General features: G+C 49.0%; 19 protein-coding genes and 3 tRNA genes. 4 read left to right on the top strand and 18 right to left on the bottom strand.

Annotation, left to right across the window (positions count from 1 at the left end; all coding sequences use genetic code 11):
• Genes fdhF through ABD980_RS06280 form a run of 3 tightly spaced genes read right to left on the bottom strand, consistent with a single transcriptional unit; the run spans window position 1 to window position 4,955 of the window.
• Window positions 1-2,898 (bottom strand): formate dehydrogenase subunit alpha, encoded by a 2,898-nt coding sequence (gene fdhF / locus ABD980_RS06290; RefSeq protein ID WP_345370409.1) that lies wholly within the window; start codon window positions 2,896-2,898, stop codon window positions 1-3.
• A gap of 12 nt (window positions 2,899-2,910) precedes the next feature.
• Window positions 2,911-4,467 (bottom strand): formate dehydrogenase beta subunit, encoded by a 1,557-nt coding sequence (locus tag ABD980_RS06285; protein WP_260649329.1) that lies wholly within the window; start codon window positions 4,465-4,467, stop codon window positions 2,911-2,913.
• Window positions 4,464-4,955, bottom strand: a complete 492-nt coding sequence (locus ABD980_RS06280) for an NAD(P)H-dependent oxidoreductase subunit E (protein ID WP_300647483.1) — start codon at window positions 4,953-4,955, stop codon at window positions 4,464-4,466. The genes ABD980_RS06285 and ABD980_RS06280 overlap by 4 nt, the downstream gene beginning before the upstream one ends.
• Before the next feature lie 165 nt (window positions 4,956-5,120).
• Here ABD980_RS06280 and ABD980_RS06275 point away from each other — a divergent pair, with 165 nt between their 5' ends.
• From ABD980_RS06275 to mobA, 3 genes are read left to right on the top strand one after another with little or no spacing between them, the layout of a single operon-like run.
• The gene (locus ABD980_RS06275) at window positions 5,121-6,212 is read left to right on the top strand and encodes a substrate-binding domain-containing protein (RefSeq protein WP_345370405.1); all 1,092 of its coding nucleotides are present in this window, start codon (window positions 5,121-5,123) and stop codon (window positions 6,210-6,212) included.
• A gap of 41 nt (window positions 6,213-6,253) precedes the next feature.
• Window positions 6,254-7,321, top strand: coding sequence for a GTP 3',8-cyclase MoaA (gene moaA, locus ABD980_RS06270; RefSeq protein WP_300648201.1), 1,068 nt, complete (start codon window positions 6,254-6,256; stop codon window positions 7,319-7,321).
• A complete protein-coding gene (mobA, locus tag ABD980_RS06265; protein ID WP_345370403.1) occupies window positions 7,321-7,944 on the top strand; it encodes a molybdenum cofactor guanylyltransferase MobA in 624 nt (207 codons plus the stop codon). The genes moaA and mobA overlap by 1 nt, the downstream gene beginning before the upstream one ends.
• Window positions 7,945-7,952: 8 nt before the next feature.
• On the opposite strand, the gene ABD980_RS06260 is transcribed toward mobA, so the two are convergent.
• Genes ABD980_RS06260 through moaC form a run of 5 tightly spaced genes read right to left on the bottom strand, consistent with a single transcriptional unit; the run spans window position 7,953 to window position 10,912 of the window.
• Window positions 7,953-9,158 carry a molybdopterin molybdotransferase MoeA gene (locus ABD980_RS06260; protein WP_345370401.1) on the bottom strand — a complete coding sequence of 402 codons (1,206 nt, stop codon included), beginning with the start codon at window positions 9,156-9,158 and terminating at the stop codon, window positions 7,953-7,955.
• A 15-nt stretch (window positions 9,159-9,173) separates the two neighbouring features.
• Window positions 9,174-9,671 (bottom strand): molybdenum cofactor biosynthesis protein B, encoded by a 498-nt coding sequence (gene moaB / locus ABD980_RS06255; RefSeq protein WP_260649324.1) that lies wholly within the window; start codon window positions 9,669-9,671, stop codon window positions 9,174-9,176.
• Window positions 9,664-10,128 carry a molybdenum cofactor biosynthesis protein MoaE gene (locus ABD980_RS06250; protein WP_345370398.1) on the bottom strand — a complete coding sequence of 155 codons (465 nt, stop codon included), beginning with the start codon at window positions 10,126-10,128 and terminating at the stop codon, window positions 9,664-9,666. Before ABD980_RS06250 ends, moaB begins: the two co-directional genes overlap by 8 nt.
• A gap of 4 nt (window positions 10,129-10,132) precedes the next feature.
• Window positions 10,133-10,387, bottom strand: a complete 255-nt coding sequence (gene moaD / locus ABD980_RS06245; protein ID WP_300648199.1) for a molybdopterin converting factor subunit 1 — start codon at window positions 10,385-10,387, stop codon at window positions 10,133-10,135.
• Window positions 10,388-10,405: 18 nt separating this feature from the next.
• Window positions 10,406-10,912, bottom strand: a complete 507-nt coding sequence (moaC, locus tag ABD980_RS06240) for a cyclic pyranopterin monophosphate synthase MoaC (protein WP_345370396.1) — start codon at window positions 10,910-10,912, stop codon at window positions 10,406-10,408.
• 216 nt (window positions 10,913-11,128) lie between these two features.
• Here moaC and ABD980_RS06235 point away from each other — a divergent pair, with 216 nt between their 5' ends.
• A complete protein-coding gene (locus tag ABD980_RS06235; protein WP_345370394.1) occupies window positions 11,129-12,460 on the top strand; it encodes an MFS transporter in 1,332 nt (443 codons plus the stop codon).
• On the opposite strand, the gene ABD980_RS06230 is transcribed toward ABD980_RS06235, so the two are convergent.
• The 10 genes from ABD980_RS06230 to miaB form a co-directional block, all read right to left on the bottom strand.
• Window positions 12,457-13,305, bottom strand: a complete 849-nt coding sequence (locus ABD980_RS06230; RefSeq protein ID WP_345370392.1) for an EamA family transporter — start codon at window positions 13,303-13,305, stop codon at window positions 12,457-12,459. The genes ABD980_RS06235 and ABD980_RS06230 overlap by 4 nt on opposite strands.
• On the bottom strand, window positions 13,306-14,349 hold the full coding sequence (bioB, locus tag ABD980_RS06225; protein ID WP_300648183.1) for a biotin synthase BioB: 1,044 nt from the start codon (window positions 14,347-14,349) through the stop codon (window positions 13,306-13,308).
• A gap of 239 nt (window positions 14,350-14,588) precedes the next feature.
• A tRNA-Asp gene (locus ABD980_RS06220) sits at window positions 14,589-14,665 on the bottom strand.
• 31 nt (window positions 14,666-14,696) lie between these two features.
• Window positions 14,697-14,772, bottom strand: a tRNA-Glu gene (locus ABD980_RS06215).
• A 91-nt stretch (window positions 14,773-14,863) separates the two neighbouring features.
• Window positions 14,864-14,939: transfer RNA gene (locus ABD980_RS06210), tRNA-Ala, on the bottom strand.
• Between the two features lie 200 nt (window positions 14,940-15,139).
• The gene (gene lnt, locus ABD980_RS06205) at window positions 15,140-16,771 is read right to left on the bottom strand and encodes an apolipoprotein N-acyltransferase (protein ID WP_345370390.1); all 1,632 of its coding nucleotides are present in this window, start codon (window positions 16,769-16,771) and stop codon (window positions 15,140-15,142) included.
• Between the two features lie 4 nt (window positions 16,772-16,775).
• Window positions 16,776-17,648: a transporter associated domain-containing protein gene (locus tag ABD980_RS06200; protein WP_260649317.1), complete on the bottom strand. Its 873-nt coding sequence runs from the start codon at window positions 17,646-17,648 to the stop codon at window positions 16,776-16,778.
• 66 nt (window positions 17,649-17,714) lie between these two features.
• Window positions 17,715-18,194 (bottom strand): rRNA maturation RNase YbeY, encoded by a 480-nt coding sequence (ybeY, locus tag ABD980_RS06195; RefSeq protein WP_345370387.1) that lies wholly within the window; start codon window positions 18,192-18,194, stop codon window positions 17,715-17,717.
• Window positions 18,195-18,196: 2 nt separating this feature from the next.
• On the bottom strand, window positions 18,197-19,192 hold the full coding sequence (locus tag ABD980_RS06190) for a PhoH family protein (RefSeq protein ID WP_345370385.1): 996 nt from the start codon (window positions 19,190-19,192) through the stop codon (window positions 18,197-18,199).
• Window positions 19,192-20,583 (bottom strand): tRNA (N6-isopentenyl adenosine(37)-C2)-methylthiotransferase MiaB, encoded by a 1,392-nt coding sequence (miaB, locus tag ABD980_RS06185; RefSeq protein ID WP_300648173.1) that lies wholly within the window; start codon window positions 20,581-20,583, stop codon window positions 19,192-19,194. Before miaB ends, ABD980_RS06190 begins: the two co-directional genes overlap by 1 nt.
• Window positions 20,584-20,627 lie beyond the last annotated feature (44 nt).

Genomic DNA, 20,627 nt, shown 5'->3' with positions numbered 1-20,627 from the left:
TTAATGGTTTTCGTTGAGTAACAGTTCGGCTGTATCCGTTTCGTCTTGTTGGTGAGCAGTAAGTAGCTCCTGTTGCTGTTGATGGAAATCAGACCATTGGCTTTGCCAGTTGGAAATTGGCTGTACGACTTTTTGGACTTGTACAGCGGTCACTTTGTATTCAGGACAGTTTGTGGCCCAGTCCGAGTTATCGGTGGTGACCACGTTAGCACCGGATTCAGGGAAGTGGAAAGTGGTATAGACCACACCAGGCTGAATACGTGTGCTGACCTCTGCGCGCAATACGGTTTCCCCAGTACGGCTGGTGATCGTGACAAAGTCGCCGGTTTTTAAGCCGCGATCTTCAGCATCGTGTGGATGGATCTCGAGGATATCCTCTGCATGCCAATGTGTATTGGCAGTGCGTCGTGTTTGTGCCCCTACATTATACTGAGACAGAATGCGTCCGGTGGTCAGGAGCAAAGGATATTTACGGTTGCTACGCTCCGAGGTGGGCACATATTGGGTGACCATAAAGCGGCCTTTGCCGCGTACGAAATGGTCTACGTGCATAATCGGAGTGCCTTCCGGGGCTTGTTCGTTGCATGGCCATTGCACACTACCACCTAGTGCTTCAATACGCTCATAGCTGACACCAGTAAATGTAGGGGTAAGGCGGGCGATTTCATCCATGATTTCGCTAGGATGGTTGTAATGCATGGGGTAGCCGAGTGCGTTCGATAAGGCGCAGGTGATTTCCCAGTCAGCCATCCCGCTTTTGGGTTCCATGACCTTACGTACCCGCGAAATACGACGTTCGGCATTCGTAAAGGTGCCGTCTTTTTCTAAGAAAGAGGAGCCGGGTAAGAATACATGTGCATATTTGGCTGTTTCGTTAAGAAACAGGTCTTGAACAATGATGCACTCCATCGCGGATAAGGCTGCGGTCACGTGCTGGGTGTTAGGGTCGGATTGTACAATGTCCTCGCCTTGGCAGTATAGGGCTTTAAAAGAGCCACTGATCGCCGCATCGAACATATTGGGAATACGTAAGCCGGGCTCGGGCCATAAGCGTACCCCCCACTCTTGCTCAAACTGTTGACGCGTTTGCTCATCGGAGATATGACGGTAACCTGGCAGTTCATGGGGGAAAGAACCCATGTCGCATGAACCTTGAACGTTATTTTGGCCACGTAAAGGGTTAACGCCAACGCCCTCGGCACCGATGTTGCCAGTAGCCATGGCTAGGTTAGCAATCGCCATAACAGTTGTGGAGCCTTGGCTATGTTCTGTTACCCCCAAGCCATAATAAATCGCGGCGCGACCGCCTGTGGCATATAGACGCGCTGCGCCACGGATTTGCTCTGCAGGTACGCCCGTGACTTCTGCCATATTTTCGGGGGAATTTTCTGGGCGCATAGCAAAGGCTTTCCAGGCATCAAAGCTATCTGCCTCACAGCGGGATTGAATATAGTCCTCGTCAACTAAACCTTCGGTGACTATCACATGGGCTAAAGCCGAGAGCAATGCGGTGTTCGTACCGGGGCGTAGGGCTAAATGATAGTCGGCGCGAATATGGGGGGAAGACACCAGATCCGTTGCACGTGGGTCAATAACGATCAGTTTCGCGCCCTGGCGTAGACGACGCTTCATGCGCGAGGCAAAGACAGGGTGCGCATCGCTGGGGTTGGCGCCAATCACCATGATGACATCGCTATGCATGACGGAGTCAAAGGTTTGCGTTCCAGCAGACTCCCCTAGGGTTTGTTTTAAACCATAACCGGTGGGGGAATGGCAAACACGGGCGCAGGTATCTACGTTATTTGTTCCAAACGCCGCGCGAATCAGTTTTTGCACTAAATAGGTTTCCTCGTTAGTGCAGCGGGACGAGGTGATCCCCCCCACGGAATGGGTACCGTATTGGGATTGAATACGACGGATTTCACTGGCGGCGTAGGTTAAGGCTTCTTCCCATGAAACAGGTTGCCATGGGTCGTGAATACTACGACGAATCATCGGCGTAGTAATACGGTCTTGGTGTGTGGCATAGCCCCAAGCAAAGCGTCCTTTAACGCAGGCGTGGCCCCGGTTGGCTTTGCCGTCTTTCCAAGGAGTCATGCGGACGACCTCATCTCCTTTCATTTCGGCTTTTAGTCCACAACCAACACCACAGTAAGCGCAGGTCGTAATGACAGCATGATCGGGTTGACCTTGTTCGATGACGGTGTTTTCCATTAACGAGGCCGTAGGGCAGGCCGCCACACAGGCTCCGCAGGACACGCAGTCACTTTCCATAAAGCTTTGGTTTTGCCCAGCACTGACTCGCGCCTCAAAGCCGCGGCCATCAATGGTTAAGGCAAAAGTGCCTTGGGTTTCTTCACAGGCGCGCACGCAGCGATTGCATACAATGCATAGCTTAGGGTCAAAAGTAAAATACGGGTTTGTGATATCGGCGCAAGCATCTCGATGGTTGGCGCCATCAAAACCATAGCGAACCTCGCGTAAACCAACCTGACCGGCCGTAGACTGGAGCTCGCAGTTTCCGTTTGCTGCACAGGTTAAGCAGTCTAAAGGGTGATCGGAAATATACAGCTCCATCACATTTTTACGCAGCTGGTTTAGCTTGGCGTTTTCTGTAGTGACGACAAGACCGTCTTCAACCAGCGTTGTACAGGAAGCGGGGGTGCCGCGTCGCCCTTCAATTTCAACTAAGCAGAGACGGCATGAGCCAAAGGGCTCCAGACTGTCTGTAGCACAGAGCTTGGGTATTTGGATACCGGCCATGGCCGCTGCCCGTAATAAGGACGTGCCAACAGGCGCAGTAACCGAATGTCCGTCAATGGTAAGCGTAACGGTTTCTGTATAGGTGGAGGCTGGGGTGCCTAAGTCTCGATCGCGGATTACAACAGTTTCTAGCATGGTGAGTCCTCGTTAATGGGTGGCTGTCGTAGCCGGTTGGAGACCAAAGTCTTCAGCAAAGTGCTCGAGTGCAGATAACACTGGATAGGGTGCCATCCCACCTAAAGCACATAGTGAGCCTGCTAACATAGTGTCACAAAGGTCGTGAAGCAGCTGCACATTTTGTTCAGGTTGTTCTTGACGGCGAATTTTTGCGATGGTTTCTACACCGCGCGTGGAGCCAATACGGCAGGGAGTGCACTTGCCACAGGATTCGATGGCGCAAAATTCCATAGCGTACTGGGCCATATGCCCCATGTCCACGGTATCGTCAAAAGCAACAATGCCACCATGACCAACCATTGCCGTCATGGCCGAGTAAGCTTCGTAGTCGATAGGGGTGTCCCAGTCTTTTTGGGGCAGATAAGCACCTAGGGGACCACCAACTTGTACCGCACGTAAAGGTCGCCCCGAGGCGCTACCACCACCAAAGTCGTACAGTAATTCATTGAGCGTAACCCCAAAGGCTTTTTCAACTAAGCCGCCGTATTTTAAGTTGCCGGTGAGTTGAAATGCTAAGGTGCCGCGTGACCGACCCATGCCAAAATTTTTATAAAATTCTGCGCCTTTAGCTAAAATAATAGGTACGGATCCTAGAGAAATCACATTATTGACGACAGTGGGTTGGCCCATAAAACCTTCGAGAGCGGGGAGTGGCGGTTTAAAGCGGATTTCGCCGCGTTTACCCTCTAGGCTTTCTAATAAAGAGGTTTCTTCGCCGCAAATATAAGCCCCTGCTCCTTTACGTACCTCTAGATCAAAATTTTTATCACTGCCTAAAATAGCTTTGCCTAAATAGCCCGCGGTGTAAGCTCGCTGTACTGCCTCTTCGAGAACACGAATAGCAATAGGGTATTCGGAGCGTACGTAAATATAGCCACGGGTCGCGTTTACGGCTAAGCCGGCGATAATCATGCCCTCGATTAAGGTGTACGGATCGCCTTCCATTAGGATACGATCCGAAAATGTACCTGAGTCACCTTCGTCGGCATTACACACAATGTATTTTTGTTCAGCTTGGGCATGGAGCACCGTATTCCATTTGATTCCCGTAGGGAAAGCGGCGCCACCTCGCCCGCGTAGCCCTGACTCCGTTACGATATCGACAATTTGTTGTGGGCGATAGCGAAGAGCTTGTTGAAGACCCTCCCAACCACCATGCGCTTGATAGTCGTCTAGACAAAGTGGCTGAGTAATGCCAACACGGGCAAAAGTCAAACGCTCTTGGTTTTTGAGGTAGGGGATATTTTCCGTCAGACCATGGCAGAGTGGGTGGTCGGCGCCCTGAAGCCAACCTGCTTCGAAAAGGCTGTCTAGGTCAGCGCATTGTACGGGGCCATAGGCAACGCGCCCTTGCGGCGTTTGGACCTCGATAAGTGGCTCTAGCCATAGCATTCCACGTGTGCCGTTGCGCACAATATGAATAGGTTGTTGGTATTGGGCGGCTTTAGCTTGAATGGCAGGAATCAGGTGCTCCACGCCAGCGGCCACGGCAGCCGTATCCATGGGAATATAAAGCGTGGTTGTCATGCGGACTCTCCTACTTGGTTGAGCCATTCATCAATATGGTGAGGGGTGACGTGGGCTACCGGCTGTTCATTGAGCATCGCAGCAGGCCCTTGGGCGCAAAGCCCTAAGCAATAAGCTGGCTCAAGATGGACATCATGTGTTTGAGATCGCTGGTGAAAATCGCAGCCAAGGCGCTCTTGGGCATGAGCAATCAGCGCATTGGCCCCGCGAGCTTGACAGGCTTCGGCGCGGCAGAGAGCCAGATGTAGAGCGGCCGGGGGCTGTGTACGAAAATGGGCATAAAAGCTAATTACGCCATGAATTTCCGCTCGAGAACGATGAATAGCCTGACTGAGCGGAAGAATGATTTCGTTGGGAATGTAGCCCAGTTGATCTTGAATGCTATGCAAAATGGGCAAAAGAGAGCCCTCTTTGTGAGCATGTTCTGCCAGCGCCGTGGCTAAGGCGTGAGCAGGTGTGCTGTTATTTTGTGCGCTAGGTGTGGTCATAGGTGTGATATAAGCCCAAAAAGGCTGTCTCCTATATGATATTAAATACATATTGTTATTAACGGTATATACTTAATTTACAAAGTAAATCGATACTTATCAATAAGCACTTGCTTGCAAGAACTTAGCAAAAATATGTTTTTTAAAACATATTAAAGGGGGAGCATGATACCGGATCTGGATTTAAGTGTACGTTGGCAGTTAGCGACAGAGCCGCCCTATGATATGGGGCAGTTAGTACAGATTTTAATGGCGATTGAAAAAGTCGGAAATTTAGCGGCAGCCGCTAAAATCTGTCGGCTTTCTTATCGTCATGCATGGGGCATGATTCGTGATGGGGAAAAACATTTAAAAACGACACTGGTGCAAACGGTGCGGGGGCAGGGGTCGGTATTAACGGAACTGGCCCAACAGATCGTGGTCTTGTATCGCCGCCACGAGCAGCTATTGCATCCTCATGTGCAGGGGGTGGCGCAGCAACTTAACGCACAGCTTCAAGAGCTGTATGCACAGCAACGGCATATTTTACGCTTGCACGCGAGTCATGGCTTTGCTGTAGAGGGTTTGATGCGTTGGCAAAGTGATCATCCCTCGGGTTTTAGGATGGCATTACAGTATCGCACGGGAGGGGAGGCCTTAGCCTTATTACAAAAAAAAGAATGCGATGTGGCCGGATTTCAATTGCCGACGGGAAAATACCAAGATGCAATGCTGCGACTGTACCAAGATTACTTACAATCGGAGCCACTTTTATTTGTTTTGTTGGCTTGTCGCCGCGTCGGCTTATTTGTGCAGCCGCATAACCCTCTACAGATTCAAGGAATGGCGGACTTGGTTCGCCCAGAGGTGCGTGTGGTAAATAGACAGCCCGGCTCGGGAACACGCTATTTAATGCGTTGGTTATTGGAAGATGCCGGTGTGGATGCTGATCTAGTATTAAATTATGGGGCAACAGAGTTTACGCATATGGCGGTGGCGGCGCATGTGGCCAGTGGTATGGCTGATGTGGGGTTTGGTATTGAGACGGCAGCCAGGCGTTGTGGCCTTGAGTTTATTTCCCTAGAGCAAGAGCGGTATTTCTTTGCTTTTCACCAAGACATGGTTAATAGTGCCATCATACAGTCTTTTCTTTCCGTGCTACGTAGCCCTGACTATAAACACTATATGCAACAGCTTGCTGGTTATGAGTCTGAGCACATGGGAACGATTTACACTTTAGAGCAGCTACTACAGCAAGATTTATCCGTATCGCTTTAATCCATTTTATGACGCACTCCTCTGCCCCTACTACTTTGTCCATGAAGGCAAACCCGTCACACCCTACGGTGATTCCGTCTCAGGGCGAGGGCGGGGTTTTCGATCAGCGCCAACGACCATTACGAGACTTACGTATTTCTATTACAGACCGCTGTAACTTTCGCTGTACATACTGTATGCCGCGCGAGGTGTTCGGTGCTGATCATGCTTTTTTGCCGCAACCCGAGCTTTTGAGCTTTGAAGAAATCACGCGGGTAGCGGCAATAGCGGTTCAAATGGGGGTACAAAAAATACGCTTAACAGGGGGCGAGCCTCTTTTAAGAAAACATGTAGAAAAGCTGGTAGCGATGTTAGCGGCATTGCGTACTCCAGAGGGGCATCCGATAGAGCTAGCGATGACAACGAATGCAACGTTGCTGGCACAAAAGGCAGCCGCATTAAAAGAGGCCGGTCTACATAGAGTAACGGTTAGCTTGGACGCTTTAGATAGCGCGCGCTTCACTCAGCTCAGTGATAGTCAGGTAGCGGTAGAGCGAGTATTGGCTGGTATAGAAAAAGCGGCAGAGGTGGGGCTGGCTCCGGTCAAGGTGAATATGGTTGTACGTAAAGGCATCAATGATGACCAAATATTACCTATGGCGCGTTACTTTAAGGGCCGAGGCCATGCGCTTCGTTTTATCGAGTACATGGATGTAGGAAATACGAATGGCTGGGAAATGTCCGAGGTTGTGACGGGAGCCCAGATTATCCAAACTTTGGCCTCTGAGTTCGAGCTGGAGCCAGTGCAAGCCACCTATTATGGCGAGGTGGCGGATCGGTATCGTTATGTGGATGGCAGTGGGGAAATCGGTATTATTACCAGCGTATCCAATCCATTCTGTGGGGATTGTACGCGCTTGCGCTTATCCCCAGAGGGGCAGTTTTTCCTTTGTCTTTTTGCTAGTCGTGGTTATGATGTACGCCAGTTATTGCGTCAGTCAGCCTCGGATGCAGAGGTCGCAGCTTTTATGATGGAGGTATGGCGTGGCCGTCATGACCGTTACTCAGAGCTACGAGGACAAGGTCTGGCGCCTATGCATAAAATTGAAATGAGTTATATAGGCGGTTAATGCAACACCATCTCACTGGGGCGATATTGACGGGGGGTATGGCACGCCGTTTGCAGCCCTTAGGTAAAAATATAGATAAAGGTTTAGTTGACTTGCATGGAAAACCTTTGGTGGCTTGGGTAGCCGATACCTTGGCGCCTTTGAGCCAACAGCAGCCTTTATTGATTAGTGCGAATCGCTACTTGCAGTGCTATGCGCATTATGGACAAGTCGTGCAAGACCCAGCCATTTTTGCAGGTTATCAGGGGCCTTTAGCCGGGCTATATGCGCTTTTATCTGCTTGTACCACGGACTGGTTGATGGTGTTACCGGTCGACACCCCATTTGTACCATTTTCGGTGGTACAACGGTTTTGGCAAACGCGCTCGCGCTACCCATTACAGCGCGCTTTTTTTGCGCGACATGAGCGCGATCATCCCTTGTGTTTGTTGTTGCATCGCTCGTGCGCGCCGCATTTGGCTACGTATTTACAACAGGGGCAACGTCGTGTTTTTGGTTGGCTCCAACAGCAAGAAGCGGTAGCCGTAGATATGCATCAGTTTGATGCTACTGTGTTTTTGAATCTTAATACCCCGGAAGACCTTGAAAACGCCCGCCAGCAGGCGTTTTCATCGAGGTTGTGATCAGGCGATTAAAATCCCCAGTGTTTAAAATCATAATAAGCGATGGTATCGCCATTTTTGATTTCGGTGTGGGCGGGAATACGCGCTAAACCGGTGGCCCAAGCCAAAGAGCTAATGATCGCTGAGCCTTGTTGGGCATGTGGAGTTAGATACATAAAGCCATCTGCATCTGGGCGCACCTGTACCCGAATAAACTCTTCGCGTGAGCCTTTGAAGGTTTTGGTGCTATCGAGCTTGCCATAAAAGACCCGAGGTAAAGCATGCCGGCGACCTTGGAGAACGCGGATCATAGGTGAGACCATTAAGGTAAACACGGCATAAGCGGAAACCGGGTTCCCCGGCAGACCGACAATAGGGGTGTTATGCAGATGCGCTAAAGCGACCGGTTTGCCGGGTTTCATCCGTACTTTCCAAAGCTGCATTTCGCCGCCTAAGCCTTCAATGGCGGGTTTCACCAAGTCTTTATCTCCCACAGAAACCCCGCCTACAGTTAAGACCAAATCGCAGCTCTCGCACAATGTGCTGAGCGCTTGTTGAATATCCTCTAGCGTGTCTTTAGCATGCAGTGTCAAATGGACTTGCGCTTTGAGTTGCTGTATGAGTACTGCTAGCATGGGAGCGTTAGAGTTATAAATCTGCCCCTCTTGTAAAGGCTGCCCAAGTTGCGCGAGCTCATCGCCTGTTGTGAGAATACCGATTTTGGGAACAGGATAAACGTCAATATGCGTGATGCCCTGCGAAGCAAGCATGGCCACATGACCGCTGCTTAGGCGCTTGCCTTTAAGGATAATGGTTTTATCTTTGCCCATGTCCTCACCTTGGTAGCGGACATTGGCGCCGGCTTTAGGGAGCTGGTGGATAGTGACTTGATCATCTTGTTCACTGCAGTTTTCTTGAATAATAACCGTATCTGCTCCCGCTGGCATAAGACTACCCGTGAATAAGCGGATCGCATGGCCAGGTTTAAGCGCTTGGGGGACATCCCCCGCATAGCAGCGTTGTTGAATGGGTAATGCTTGCTCGGGTGTGACATCGGCTATACGTACCGCATAACCATCCATGGCGCTGTTGTCTGCAGGGGGAATATCGATAGCCGCTAGGACATTCGTGGCGACGACGCGCCCAACGGCATCCGCAATAGGAACGCGTTCCGTGCGAGTGGGACGGACTGCGGCTTGAATAAGACGATCTTGAGCGGTATCGAAATCTAACATAATGCCTCGTAGAGTTTAGGATTTAGTGGCGCAGTGATCAGCAAAATTGCAGGGTTTGTGCTGGCTATTGAGCTGCTCCCGGATAATGCGCGTCCAAGCCAAGCGACAAGCGTTGGTCGAACCAGGAATACTGAAAATAATGGTCTGGTTGGCTAAGCCTGCGAGCGCATTGGATTGGATGGCAGAGCTACCAATGTCTTGATAGGAGAGCTGGCGGAATAATTCACCAAAACCCGTTACAGTTTGGTCTAATAGGGGCTCAATGGCCGCAATGGTGTTTTTTTGTGGACCAAAGCCAGTCCCCCCGTTAGTTAGGATAACGTGGATGTTTGGGTCAGCAATCCATTGACTAATGATTTTGCGCAATTCGTAAATATTGGTGGGGCAAATAGCGCGTTCAATGCATTTGTGGCCGGCTCGTTGTAGTTGATCAACCAAATAATCACCAGATGTATCATTAGCGGCTGTACGGGTGTTGGATACCGTTAACACCGCACAGTGTAAACTAGTCATGTTGTTGCTCCCATTGTGCTGTTTTGGTTACGTCACTGTCACGCTGCTGTACCCAGAATTTTTCACCGGATTGTAAAGTTTCGCGTTTCCAAAAAGGGGCGCGCGTTTTGAGGGCATCGATAATGTATTCACCCGCAGCAAAAGCATCGCCTCGGTGGATACTGCATACCCCTACAAAGACAATTTGTTCGCCTAGGTGTAGTTCGCCTACGCGATGCACCACACAGTAGTCTAAAATATCCCAACGTTGTTTAGCGTATTCACAGATATCTGTGATTTCGCGCTCACACATACCAGGGTAGTGTTCTAAAAACAACGTTTCGGTGGGGGCATCGGGGTTAAAATCGCGTACATAGCCAATGAAACTTAATAGCGCGCCATTTTGTCCGGCGTGCTTTTGATGTAAGCGCTCGATAAGATCACTAACATTAAAGTCATGTTCTTGGACCGTTACCATATTCTTACCCCCCTGTGACTGGCTCAAAAACCGCGACTTCGTCTCCTGGTGTGATGATGGCGTCGTGGTTAACGTGATACTGGTTAACGGCGACCTTAAGCCGTTCCTGCATGGGCGCTAGGGCGGGGTAGCGTTCTACCAGTTGTGTTAGCCAAGTACTGACTGATGTAGGGGCGGCTATTTCCCAGCTTTCTTGACGCTGCTGCGTCAGCTCAGCGACTTGGGCAAAATACAAAACAGTAATGCTGGACATACGTATCCTTGAGGTAAAAAACAATCAACGCTCAGTGGCTTGCCACACGCCGGATTTGCCACCTGATTTGCGTAGCAAGCGTGTATTTTCAATCACAATGCCTTTGTCGGCAGCTTTGCACATATCGTAAATAGTGAGCGCCGCCACACTAGCTGCGGTCATGGCCTCCATTTCTACGCCAGTCGTATAGGAGCAGCGACAGGTGGCTTGGATATGTACCAGGTGTTGTTGGCTATCTAATTCAAAATCAATGCCAACAAAGTCCAAGGCAAGTGTATGGCATAGGGGGATTAGCTCTGCACAGCGTTTGGCGGCTTGAATCCCCGCAATGCGAGCGGTATTTAAGACCTCGCCTTTGGCATTGGCTTGAGCTGTTAATAAGGCAAAGGCGTCGGCACTTAACCGTACGGTGCTAGCGGCAATGGCTTCACGGGCGCTGCGATTTTTGTGGCTGACATCCACCATGCGAACCTGGCCGCTGGCGTCCAAATGCGTCAAGCTAAGATCTGAGTCGGGATGTGTAAAACCCATAGGTTTCTCATTGTTGAAACGAGCTAAGCTCGCAGGGTTAAAGAGTAGAACTCTATTATAGCCAGCTTGCTGAAAATCGTTGCTAAAACCCAATTGAAGTAAAAGATTGAAAAATAGACAAATTTTTCCCGAGAGCTGTGCCTTTTGCCTACAATGAATCATTGCTTAGGCCGACTGGCTTAGGCGTATTTTTTAACCCGCTGCTTTTTTATTTCCATGTTTAATACGATCGGTGCTTTTTTCTCTTTGTATTTGGCAGCCCTAGTGCTACTGACTGGTTCAGGTTTGTTTAATACCTATATGGGGGTGCGTTTAACGCAGCTTTCCGTATCAGAAATTTGGGTGGGAGCATTATTAGCCATATTTTATTTAGGTCTAGTCGTAGGGGCGCGGGTAGGTCATAAGCTCATTTTAGGTATTGGGCATATACGGGCTTATGCCGCCAGTGCGGCGTTTGTGACGGCAGCGGTTTTAATTCAAATTCTTGTGGATAATCTGTGGATCTGGTTAGTGCTGCGTTTTTTTGCCGGTGCCGCCATGGTGACGCAGTTTATGGGCTTGGAAAGTTGGCTCAATGAGCAAACAGAAAACGAGCAACGTGGGACGGTTTTTGCTTTTTATATGGTAATGACCAGTTTAGGTACGGTATTAGGGCAAATTGCTTTAACCTATTTTCCACAAATGAATTATGAGCCGTTGGTTTTTGTGGCAATTTGTTCTGTGATGAGTTTGGTGCCGGTGGCATTGACGCGTCGTTTGCACCCGGCTTTACAAGTACCAGCACCCATTAACGCCAAATATTATGTGGAGCGCGTCCCGTTATCGATTATTGTGCTATTGATTGCGGGGATGGTGACAGGAGCTTTTTATGCACTGGCTCCGGTTTATGGTTTGCGTGCCGATTTAAACAGTGAGCAAGTGGCGGTTTTTGTGGCGGTATCGGTGGCGGCGGGGGTGTTGGCTCAGTGGCCTATCGGTTGGCTTGCTGACCGCTTAGGTCGGGTGTTGACCATTCGGATCAACGCACTCTGTTTGTTTTTACTGGCTTTGCCTTTAGTTGGTTGGCTAAGTTTTTCCTATACGTGGTTGTTGGTTTTTTCTGCCGCTTTTGGGGTGTTGCAGTTTACGCTTTACCCATTAGGTGCCGCTTTTGCCAATGATAACGTAGACCCTGACCGTCGTGTGGGGCTAAGCGCTATTTTATATATGGTGTATGGGGTTGGGGCATGTGTAGGGCCGCTGTTGGTTGGGATTTTAATGGACAGATGGGGTAGCCATTTCTATTTTATTTTTGTGGCGGCCTGTGGTGCTCTTTTAGTTGGATTGATTCGTCCACAAAAAGTAACGGGCGATCACTTAAGTCAGGATGCGCCCACCGAGTTTGTGCCCATGGCCAGTGTACCTTCTGCGGCGGCAGCGGCATTAGACCCACGCGTGGACATTACGAGTGATATTTCGCATGATCCGGTCATCGAAGAAGAGAGTGAGCCTGTGGCTGAGGCCACAGACCCGAGTGTAAAGGGGAGCCCAGCGTCAATGGGAAACTAACGAGGCACTAGCGCTATAATGGCGCAGATGGCAAGACCAATACCAAGTAGGCTACTGCGACTTAACTTTTCTTTAAAAGCAATCGCACCAATCACCGTTCCCACACTGATAACCCCAATGTTCATGGCCGAGAAAACCAGAGTGGGGTTATCGGGGAACTGCTGATGAGCCCGAATATAGAAATAAATATTGCCAAAATTCAACAAGCCTAATAATAAGCCTGCATAGAGATTGCGTAGACGCCACGTTACTTTTTGGCTTAGTAGCCAAATAAAGAGCAAAACACCGGCTAAGCTAAAGGTAATCAACAAACTACTACTAAAGGCTGCACCACTTTTAGCGAGCTGCTTAAAAAGTACGTCTATGACCCCATACCCTACCCAAACGCCTAAAAGCCAATGCATAGCGTGGGGGTGGGGCGAGCTATCGACTTGCTTTGATCCTAAGGTCAAGCACCATAGTGCTGCCAGCCCGAGCAATATGCCAAGTAGTTTAAAGCCTTGTAATGACTCACCAAAAATCAGCACCGCTGCAATCAGCGGGATGATTAAAGATAAGCGCTGTGCTGCATCACTGAGTACAATGCCGGCATGTTTAACGGCTTTGGCCATAACTAAGAATATACTGGGAAGCAGTAATCCTAAGGCAATAACCACCCAGTAAGGGGTGGTGGGGTTATGGATAAAGCCCTGAGGGTCAGGATTCAGGAGTAATACAGTTAAGGTGACCGCCATTACATAATTAAAGGCAATGGCTTGGGCCACATCAATCTGCCGGCTCCGTGCTATTTTTAGCAAAACGGAGACAGCAACACTACAGCTAATGCTTGCAACTAAAGTGAACATTTAAAGTGCCTCGGCTACTGCGCGGGCTCGACCACATTGGCGGATGGCATTGGGATCGATTTGTTTACTTGGGCAGTCTTCCATAGCGTAGCTGCGTTTTTCTGCGTGTAAGCCAAGGCGCTCAAAGAGCTTTTGGTCCGCGACAAACTGCGGGTTGCCTGTGGTAAGTAATTGATCGCCATAAAAAATGGAATTGGCGCCAGCCATAAAGCAGAGGGCTTGGGTGGCATCGCTCATATTGCTACGTCCTGCCGATAAGCGTACAGCGGCTTTGGGCATGGTAATGCGAGCAATGGCAATCGTACGTACAAATTCAAACTCGTCCAAGTCTTCGTTATTTGCTAATGGTGTGCCTTGAACACGAACGAGCTGGTTAATGGGTACGGATTCGGGGTAAGGGTTGCGGTTAGCGAGCTGGGCAATAAATTTAGCGCGTTGCTCTCGACTTTCTCCTAAACCTACAATGCCACCTACACAGCTTTTTAATCCGGCTTTTTGCACGCGATCGAGGGTGTCAATGCGGTCTTGGTAGGTACGCGTGCTGATAATTTCTTTGTAGAAATCTTCAGAGGTATCGAGGTTGTGATTGTAGTAGTCAAGGCCGGCTTCTTTAAGGCGTTCGGCCTGACCATCTTTGAGCATACCTAAGGTAACGCAGGTTTCCATTCCTAATGCTTTGACTGCTTGAACGAGCTCAATGACTTGATCGACTTGTTTTTCGGTAGGGGAGCGCCATGCTGCCCCCATGCAAAAACGTTGGGCACCACTATCACGAGCACGTTTGGCTGCAGCCACAACTGTTTCTACATCTAAAAGTCGCTCGTTTTCTACATCGGTATTGTATTTAGACGATTGAGGGCAGTAGCTACAGTCTTCAGGGCAGCCCCCTGTTTTAATAGAAAGCAAGCTGGATAGCTGAACGGCATTGGCTTCGTGGTGCTCCCGGTGCACTTGTTGTGCTTGCCATAACAGATCCATTAATGGAAGTTCATATAAGCGAATGATGTCTTTAACAGACCAAGTGGTGGTATTTTGATGTGTCATGTGCCTCTCCTAATCATTGATGGGCACAATATAGAGAGTTTTGCGTCACGTTCAAAATTTACAAAATGTAATATTTGAGTGGTTTTTATAATTTATTTGCGAGTTAACTGTAGTTGACGGCAAGTTAATGCAAAATAAGGGCAAATAGGGAATTTTGCAGAATCTTTTTGTTACGTTTTGATTTTGTTTAGGCAGTAAAAAAGCCTTGTAAGAATTATCTTACAAGGCTTTTGGTATCTTGGCGGAGTGGACGGGACTCGAACCCGCGACCCCCGGCGTGACAGGCCGGTATTCTAACCAACTGAACTACCACTCCTAGTAGTTATGTGCTCAACACCTTAAGGTGTTGGCGTCCCCACGGGGATTCGAACCCCGGTTGCCGCCGTGAAAGGGCGATGTCCTAGGCCTCTAGACGATGGGGACCTAAGCTGTTAGCTTTTTGCTAACCGATAAAACAAAATTATAAGACTTAAATTTAAAATTGTCAAGCTAATTTTGTTTTGTTTCTTTGTTTTGGTGGAGGTAAGCGGGATCGAACCGCTGACCTCTTGCATGCCATGCAAGCGCTCTCCCAGCTGAGCTATACCCCCGTATGCGTTAAGCTTTTAAGCTCTCTGCAACAAAGAAATATAATTATGCACTAAATTTTTATTTTGTGCAAGTCTTTTTTAATTTAAAAAAGACTATGTTAGACGACAACTAAGCATAAACCTAAGCTAAAAACAATGGCCTTTTTGCTTGATTTGCCGTAAAAAAATAATTATAGCATGGTTTTATTAAAAGTAAAGCCCTAATTGTTGTGCTGAGAGTGTGGATGAGTGGCTCGTAGTTTCCGTCCTAATAAGAGTAGTACTATTAGAGACCAGGTGACGATAGGCCAATTTCCTAATTGCACATAGGGGGTAAGACCTTGGGTGCCTTGGACCTCTACATCTAAAATACCCACGGTATGGGTAGGTAAGAGTGCTTGGACCTCACCGGTAGGGAAAATGGCGGCCGTTGCCCCTGTGTTGGTTGCGCGTAACATTGGGCGAGCTGTTTCTATACTACGCATGCGTGCAATTTGTAAATGCTGACGCAGCGCCCACGTATCGCCAAACCACGCTAAATTACTGATATTGATAAGCATCGTTGCCCCATTACCATGATCGGCGTGAGGACGCACGCTTTGAATGATTTCCTCGCCAAATACATCCTCATAACAAATGTCTGGTCCGATATACTGTTGGTGAAGAGACAAGTTGGCTTGGCGTGTGGCGCCACGGTTAAAATCCCCTAGGGGAATATGCAATAACTCTAAAAACCAATGGAAGCCCGGGGGAATAAACTCCCCAAAGGGAACCAAATGGTGTTTATCATAGCGGTAATCCAGCTGGAGTTGTTGAATAGCGGTTGGGCTGCTGTTTTCGTCAATACTGATCACGCTATTGGTATAGATGCCGCGTTCTCCTTGTTGGGCATAGAGCGGCGCTCCAAGTAAAATTGTGGCTTGTTGTTGTTTGGCGATATCGATCCATTCTTGCCAAAAATCTAATTGCCATTGATGTTGAAATAGAGGAATGATGGTCTCGGGCAGAATAATCAGTGCGGGAGAGGCTTCTGGATCTTTTGGGGCGGCGGCAGCAAGTTGTTTGTAAAGTTTAACTCCGTCTTGTAGGTGCGCTGGGTCAAACTTCATTTGTTGGTCGATATTTCCCTGGGCAAGACGGACATAAAAAGGGTCACCATGCGGCTGATGCCATTGGATGCCACCGAGTAAAATACCAGCCAAAGCGCCTAATAATGCGAGCCCAAGCGGGAAGCTATATGATTTAGGGGCATGCTTATGTGTATTGAGCGCAAACAAAGCCATGACCGCGGCGGTAAAAGCCACCCACCACGCGACTCCATATGCCCCAAGGACTGTAGCCCAACCAGTGAACATGCTGTCCACGTGAGCATAGGCGATATTAAGCCAGGGAAAGCCCGTTAAAAAAGTACCGCGCACCCATTCTAATAGAGTCCACGCGCTGGCCCAAATGGCAGCGGCAGCAAGTTGTTGTTGCCAAGCACCGCGCGCATTAGGAATAAAAAAGCGAGCTAAGGCAATAGCCACCACATAATAAAGCGCCATTAGTCCCGCAAAGAGCGCGACAGCCATAGCGGCGAGTAAAAAGGGCATGCCGCCATATTGGTGCATGCTGATATGTAGCCAGTAGATGCCTACCCCAAAATTCGCTAATCCAAACCCAAAAGCCCCCCATACAAACTGGCTCGCTCGAGCGGCTTTAAAGCTGTAAAAAGCCAAGCAAGCCAAAGTGATGAGCTGCACAAAGGGCAAAAAGTGCAGGGGGAGCGGATCGGGAGCAAAGCTAATTGCATGTAGAGCCCCAATCCCAAATAAGGGTAGAAAATAGGAAAAAGCAGAACGTTGTGCAGTCACAGCATTACTCAGTTGAGGTGTCCGACACAAGGGGTGCAGTTTCGCGCTGCACGTGGAGCCAGAGCGCACGTTTGGGGTCTGCGCGAACAACCGTGATTTTGATGCCTTGGATAGCTGTACTGTCCCCGCGCTTAGGGATTTGTCCCATTTCGGCCGCGAGCCAACCACCAATGGTGTCATAATCTTCGTCGGATAAATGCGTGCCAAAGGCTTCGTTGAAGTCACCGATTTCTGTTACTGCCATAACTCGCCAACTGTTATTACCGGCTTGGAAGATGGTTTGCGCATCGTCCTCATCGTATTCGTCTTCAATATCGCCAACAATTTGCTCAAGTACGTCTTCCATGGTGACTAAACCAGCAGTACCCCCGTGCTCATCAATGACGATAGCAATATGATTACGGCTACTTCGAAACTCGCGTAAAAGCACATTGAGTTTTTTGGTTTCTGGGATAAAGACCGCAGGCCGAATTAAAGGGCGTAAATCAATATTTGGGTTAGCAATGGAAAGGAGTAAGTCTTTGGCGAGTAAGATACCGACGATATTATCGCGATCGCCATCATAGACAGGAAAACGTGAGCGACCGGTTTCGACGATAAAAGGAAGAAGCTCGGCGAGGGGCTTGTTGACATCGATGAGATCGATTTTAGAGCGTGGCACCATAATATCGGATACGGTTTTGCTTGCCACATCTAAAGCCCCTACGATCATAGCGTAGGCTTCATTATCGATAATTTGACGCTCGAGCGCTGCTTCGAGAATTGCTTTAATATCTTCGCGATCAGCGGGTTCGGCGCGACGTTTAAAAAAACGACTAAAAGCAGAGGGGCGTTTTTTAGAACGCGATTCGGGTTCGGGTGATAAAGATTCTGACATGCCCTAAAGGACGGAGTTAATAATGATTAAGCATAACCCAAAATGAGTTAGGGGTTGGGCTTAATTTTAGTGGTAAGGATTAGGAATATCCATAGTATGTAGGATATCGATTTCCAAGGATTCCATTTCTTCGGCCTCCTCGTCATCCAGGTGATCATAACCTAAAGCATGAAGTACGCCATGGATACAGAGGTGTGCAGCATGATGTAAAAAGGGTTTTTTTTGCTCTTTAGCTTCTTGTATCAGTACTGGGATACAAATAATAATATCGCTGCTGAGCGTACCCGTTGCATCAATACCATATTCAAAGGTTAACACGTTCGTTGCATAGTCTTTATGACGAAACTGTTGGTTTAAAGCTCGGCCTTCTGTTTCATCGCAAAAACGCAACGTTAATGCGATTTTTTGAAAAGGAACGGCCTGGTTGGCTTCCTGATAAATTGCCGCGATCTCGTGCACCGTGGTGCTTACCCACTGGTAAAGCAAGGGCTCGGTTAATTCCGGATGAGGGGTTTGGAATTGTAGGTTAAGTTCAATATCAACCATGATTATTGGTTATGTGCCTCGTAGGCCTCGACGATGCGTCCCACCAAAGGATGGCGCACCACGTCTTGGCTTGTTAGTTGGCTAAGCGCAATGCCTTTGACCCCTTTTAGGATGGAGATAGCATGCATTAAACCACTGGACTGCCCTTTGGGCAGGTCTACCTGAGATGGGTCTCCGGTGATGACAGCTTTACTACCAAAGCCAGTGCGCGTGAGAAACATCTTCATTTGTGAGGGCGTGGTGTTTTGTGCCTCATCCAAAATGATAAAGGAGTGATTAAGGGTGCGCCCGCGCATATAAGCAAGGGGAGCAATCTCGATGGTTTGCTTTTCAAATAAGCGTTGTACTTTTTCAAAGCCCATCAAATCATATAGGGCATCGTAAAGCGGACGCAAATAAGGGTCGACTTTTTGTGATAAATCACCTGGTAAAAAGCCCAGGCGTTCGCCGGCCTCTACGGCGGGACGGGTGAGTACAATGCGCTCTACGGCTTCGCGTTCTAAGGCATCTATTGCACAAGCCACTGCCAAAAAGGTCTTACCCGTACCGGCTGGACCAACACCAAAGGTAATATCGTGATTTAAAATTTGGGCTAAATAGTCCCGTTGCCGTGGGGTGCGCGGGCGTAAATCACGGCGCCGCGTGCGTAGGTTTAGCTCCCCTTCGTTTAGTACGGGAGCAACGGGAACGTATTCTTCGCTAAAGTCGGTAATAGGATCGGTAGAGCTAGGTTTATGCTGAGCTTTAAGCTCAACTAAACCTAACTGGATATCGTCTAAGCTGAGCGCTTTGTGGACCGAGCGGTCATGAAACCAGCGAACTGCATCGGCGGCGGGTTCAGCTAAGTCTCCCTCGATAATGACGTGTTCGCCGCGGCGACGCAGCTGCACATCATATGCCACGGCGATTTGTCGTAGATTTTCATCAAGAGGCCCGCAGAAATTAGCTAAATGCGTGTTATCGCCCTCTAGGTGTACCGTTTGCTTTAATTTAGACATTAGGCTCCGCTCACGCTTTCGGTGGTGACAATTTCGCCCCGCAAGGTGTTCGTCATGGCTTCGGTAATACGAACTTTTACCATTTGACCAATAAGGCGAGCCTGACCTGGGAAGTTAACAATACGGTTATTCTCTGTACGCCCCATGATCTCGGAATCATCGCGACGGGAAAGACGCTCGACCAGAACCATTTGTTCCGTGCCAATCATGCTTTGGGCAATGGCGTTAGCCTGCTCGTTGATGAGGGCTTGTAAACGGTGCAAGCGGTTGAGTTTTTCTTCTTTGGTGACATCGTCCTCAAGATCAGCGGCTGGGGTGCCGGGACGACGAGAATACACAAAAGAAAACGAAGTATCAAAACCCACGTCGCGGATCAGCTGCATGGTTTTCTCGAAATCGGCTTCAGTTTCTCCAGGAAAGCCAACAATGAAATCCGATGACAGGGTGAGCCCGGGGCGAGCCTCGCGCAGGCGTCGAGCGATGGATTTAAACTCTAGCGCTGTGTAGCCACGCTTCATGGCGCTGAGTACACGGTCACTACCTGCTTGCACAGGCAAGTGTAAAAACGGCACCAGTTTGGGTAATTTGCCATGTGCTTCGATGAGGCGCGATGTCATTTCTTTGGGGTGCGAGGTGGTGTAGCGAATGCGCTCGATGCCAGGGATTTCGTGTACATACTCGAGGAGCATGGCAAAGTCGGCGATCTCCTCGGAGTCGGGCAAGGCACCACGGTATGCGTTTACGTTTTGACCTAAAAGGGTGACCTCTTTGACACCTTGGTCTGCCAAATCAGCGACCTCGATGAGAACGTCTTCGAAAGGGCGGGAAATCTCGGCACCACGTGTGTAGGGCACGACGCAGAAGCTGCAGTATTTGCTACAGCCTTCCATAATGGAGACAAAGGCCGTTGGCCCTTCGATGCGTGCTGGGGGGAGGTTGTCGAATTTTTCAATTTCAGGAAAGCTGATATCGACTTGGGCACGCCCACGTTTTTTGCGCTCTACAATGAGCTCGGGTAAGCGATGCAAGGTTTGTGGGCCAAAGACCACATCTACATAAGGCGCACGCTCGATAATCGTTTTGCCTTCTTGGCTGGCCACACAGCCACCTACGCCAATAATGAGATTGGGATTTTGCTGTTTAAGATGGCGCACACGCCCTAAATCAGAAAAAACTTTTTCTTGCGCTTTTTCGCGTACGGAGCAGGTATTAAAAAGAATAATATCGGCTTCGTCAGGGTTGGTAGTGAGCTCAATGGGGCCGTGCTCATTGAGAACATCTGCCATTTTATCCGAATCGTACTCATTCATTTGGCAGCCAAAAGTGCGAATGAAGAGTTTTTTGGGTGATGCTGTGGTAGTTACGGTATTTTGTAATGGATCTTTTTGCATAATGATAAGCCGTAGCGGGTGTTGACCCCGTGGGCAAAAATAAG

Source organism: Paenalcaligenes hermetiae (genome assembly GCF_039543645.1).
In the GTDB taxonomy this organism is placed as follows: Bacteria; Pseudomonadota; Gammaproteobacteria; order Burkholderiales; family Burkholderiaceae_B; genus Paenalcaligenes; species Paenalcaligenes hermetiae.
Note: the sequence above shows the minus strand (reverse complement) of the source record. Positions and strands in the feature narration are given on the sequence as shown.

Excerpts from the sequence above, each read along its gene's own strand:
- ybeY (WP_345370387.1), bottom strand. The coding sequence starts at position 18,194 with ATGGTTGATATTGAACTTAACCTACAATTCCAAACCCCTCATCCGGAA.
- bioB (WP_300648183.1), bottom strand. The coding sequence starts at position 14,349 with ATGACACATCAAAATACCACCACTTGGTCTGTTAAAGACATCATTCGC.
- ABD980_RS06200 (WP_260649317.1), bottom strand. The coding sequence starts at position 17,648 with ATGTCAGAATCTTTATCACCCGAACCCGAATCGCGTTCTAAAAAACGC.
- mobA (WP_345370403.1), top strand. The coding sequence starts at position 7,321 with ATGCAACACCATCTCACTGGGGCGATATTGACGGGGGGTATGGCACGC.
- ABD980_RS06275 (WP_345370405.1), top strand. The coding sequence starts at position 5,121 with ATGATACCGGATCTGGATTTAAGTGTACGTTGGCAGTTAGCGACAGAG.
- ABD980_RS06235 (WP_345370394.1), top strand. The coding sequence starts at position 11,129 with ATGTTTAATACGATCGGTGCTTTTTTCTCTTTGTATTTGGCAGCCCTA.
- ABD980_RS06250 (WP_345370398.1), bottom strand. The coding sequence starts at position 10,128 with ATGGTAACGGTCCAAGAACATGACTTTAATGTTAGTGATCTTATCGAG.
- ABD980_RS06260 (WP_345370401.1), bottom strand. The coding sequence starts at position 9,158 with ATGTTAGATTTCGATACCGCTCAAGATCGTCTTATTCAAGCCGCAGTC.
- ABD980_RS06280 (WP_300647483.1), bottom strand. The coding sequence starts at position 4,955 with ATGACCACACCTAGCGCACAAAATAACAGCACACCTGCTCACGCCTTA.
- ABD980_RS06190 (WP_345370385.1), bottom strand. The coding sequence starts at position 19,192 with ATGTCTAAATTAAAGCAAACGGTACACCTAGAGGGCGATAACACGCAT.
- moaC (WP_345370396.1), bottom strand. The coding sequence starts at position 10,912 with ATGGGTTTTACACATCCCGACTCAGATCTTAGCTTGACGCATTTGGAC.
- ABD980_RS06285 (WP_260649329.1), bottom strand. The coding sequence starts at position 4,467 with ATGACAACCACGCTTTATATTCCCATGGATACGGCTGCCGTGGCCGCT.
- fdhF (WP_345370409.1), bottom strand. The coding sequence starts at position 2,898 with ATGCTAGAAACTGTTGTAATCCGCGATCGAGACTTAGGCACCCCAGCC.
- moaB (WP_260649324.1), bottom strand. The coding sequence starts at position 9,671 with ATGACTAGTTTACACTGTGCGGTGTTAACGGTATCCAACACCCGTACA.
- miaB (WP_300648173.1), bottom strand. The coding sequence starts at position 20,583 with ATGCAAAAAGATCCATTACAAAATACCGTAACTACCACAGCATCACCC.
- moaA (WP_300648201.1), top strand. The coding sequence starts at position 6,254 with ATGAAGGCAAACCCGTCACACCCTACGGTGATTCCGTCTCAGGGCGAG.
- ABD980_RS06230 (WP_345370392.1), bottom strand. The coding sequence starts at position 13,305 with ATGTTCACTTTAGTTGCAAGCATTAGCTGTAGTGTTGCTGTCTCCGTT.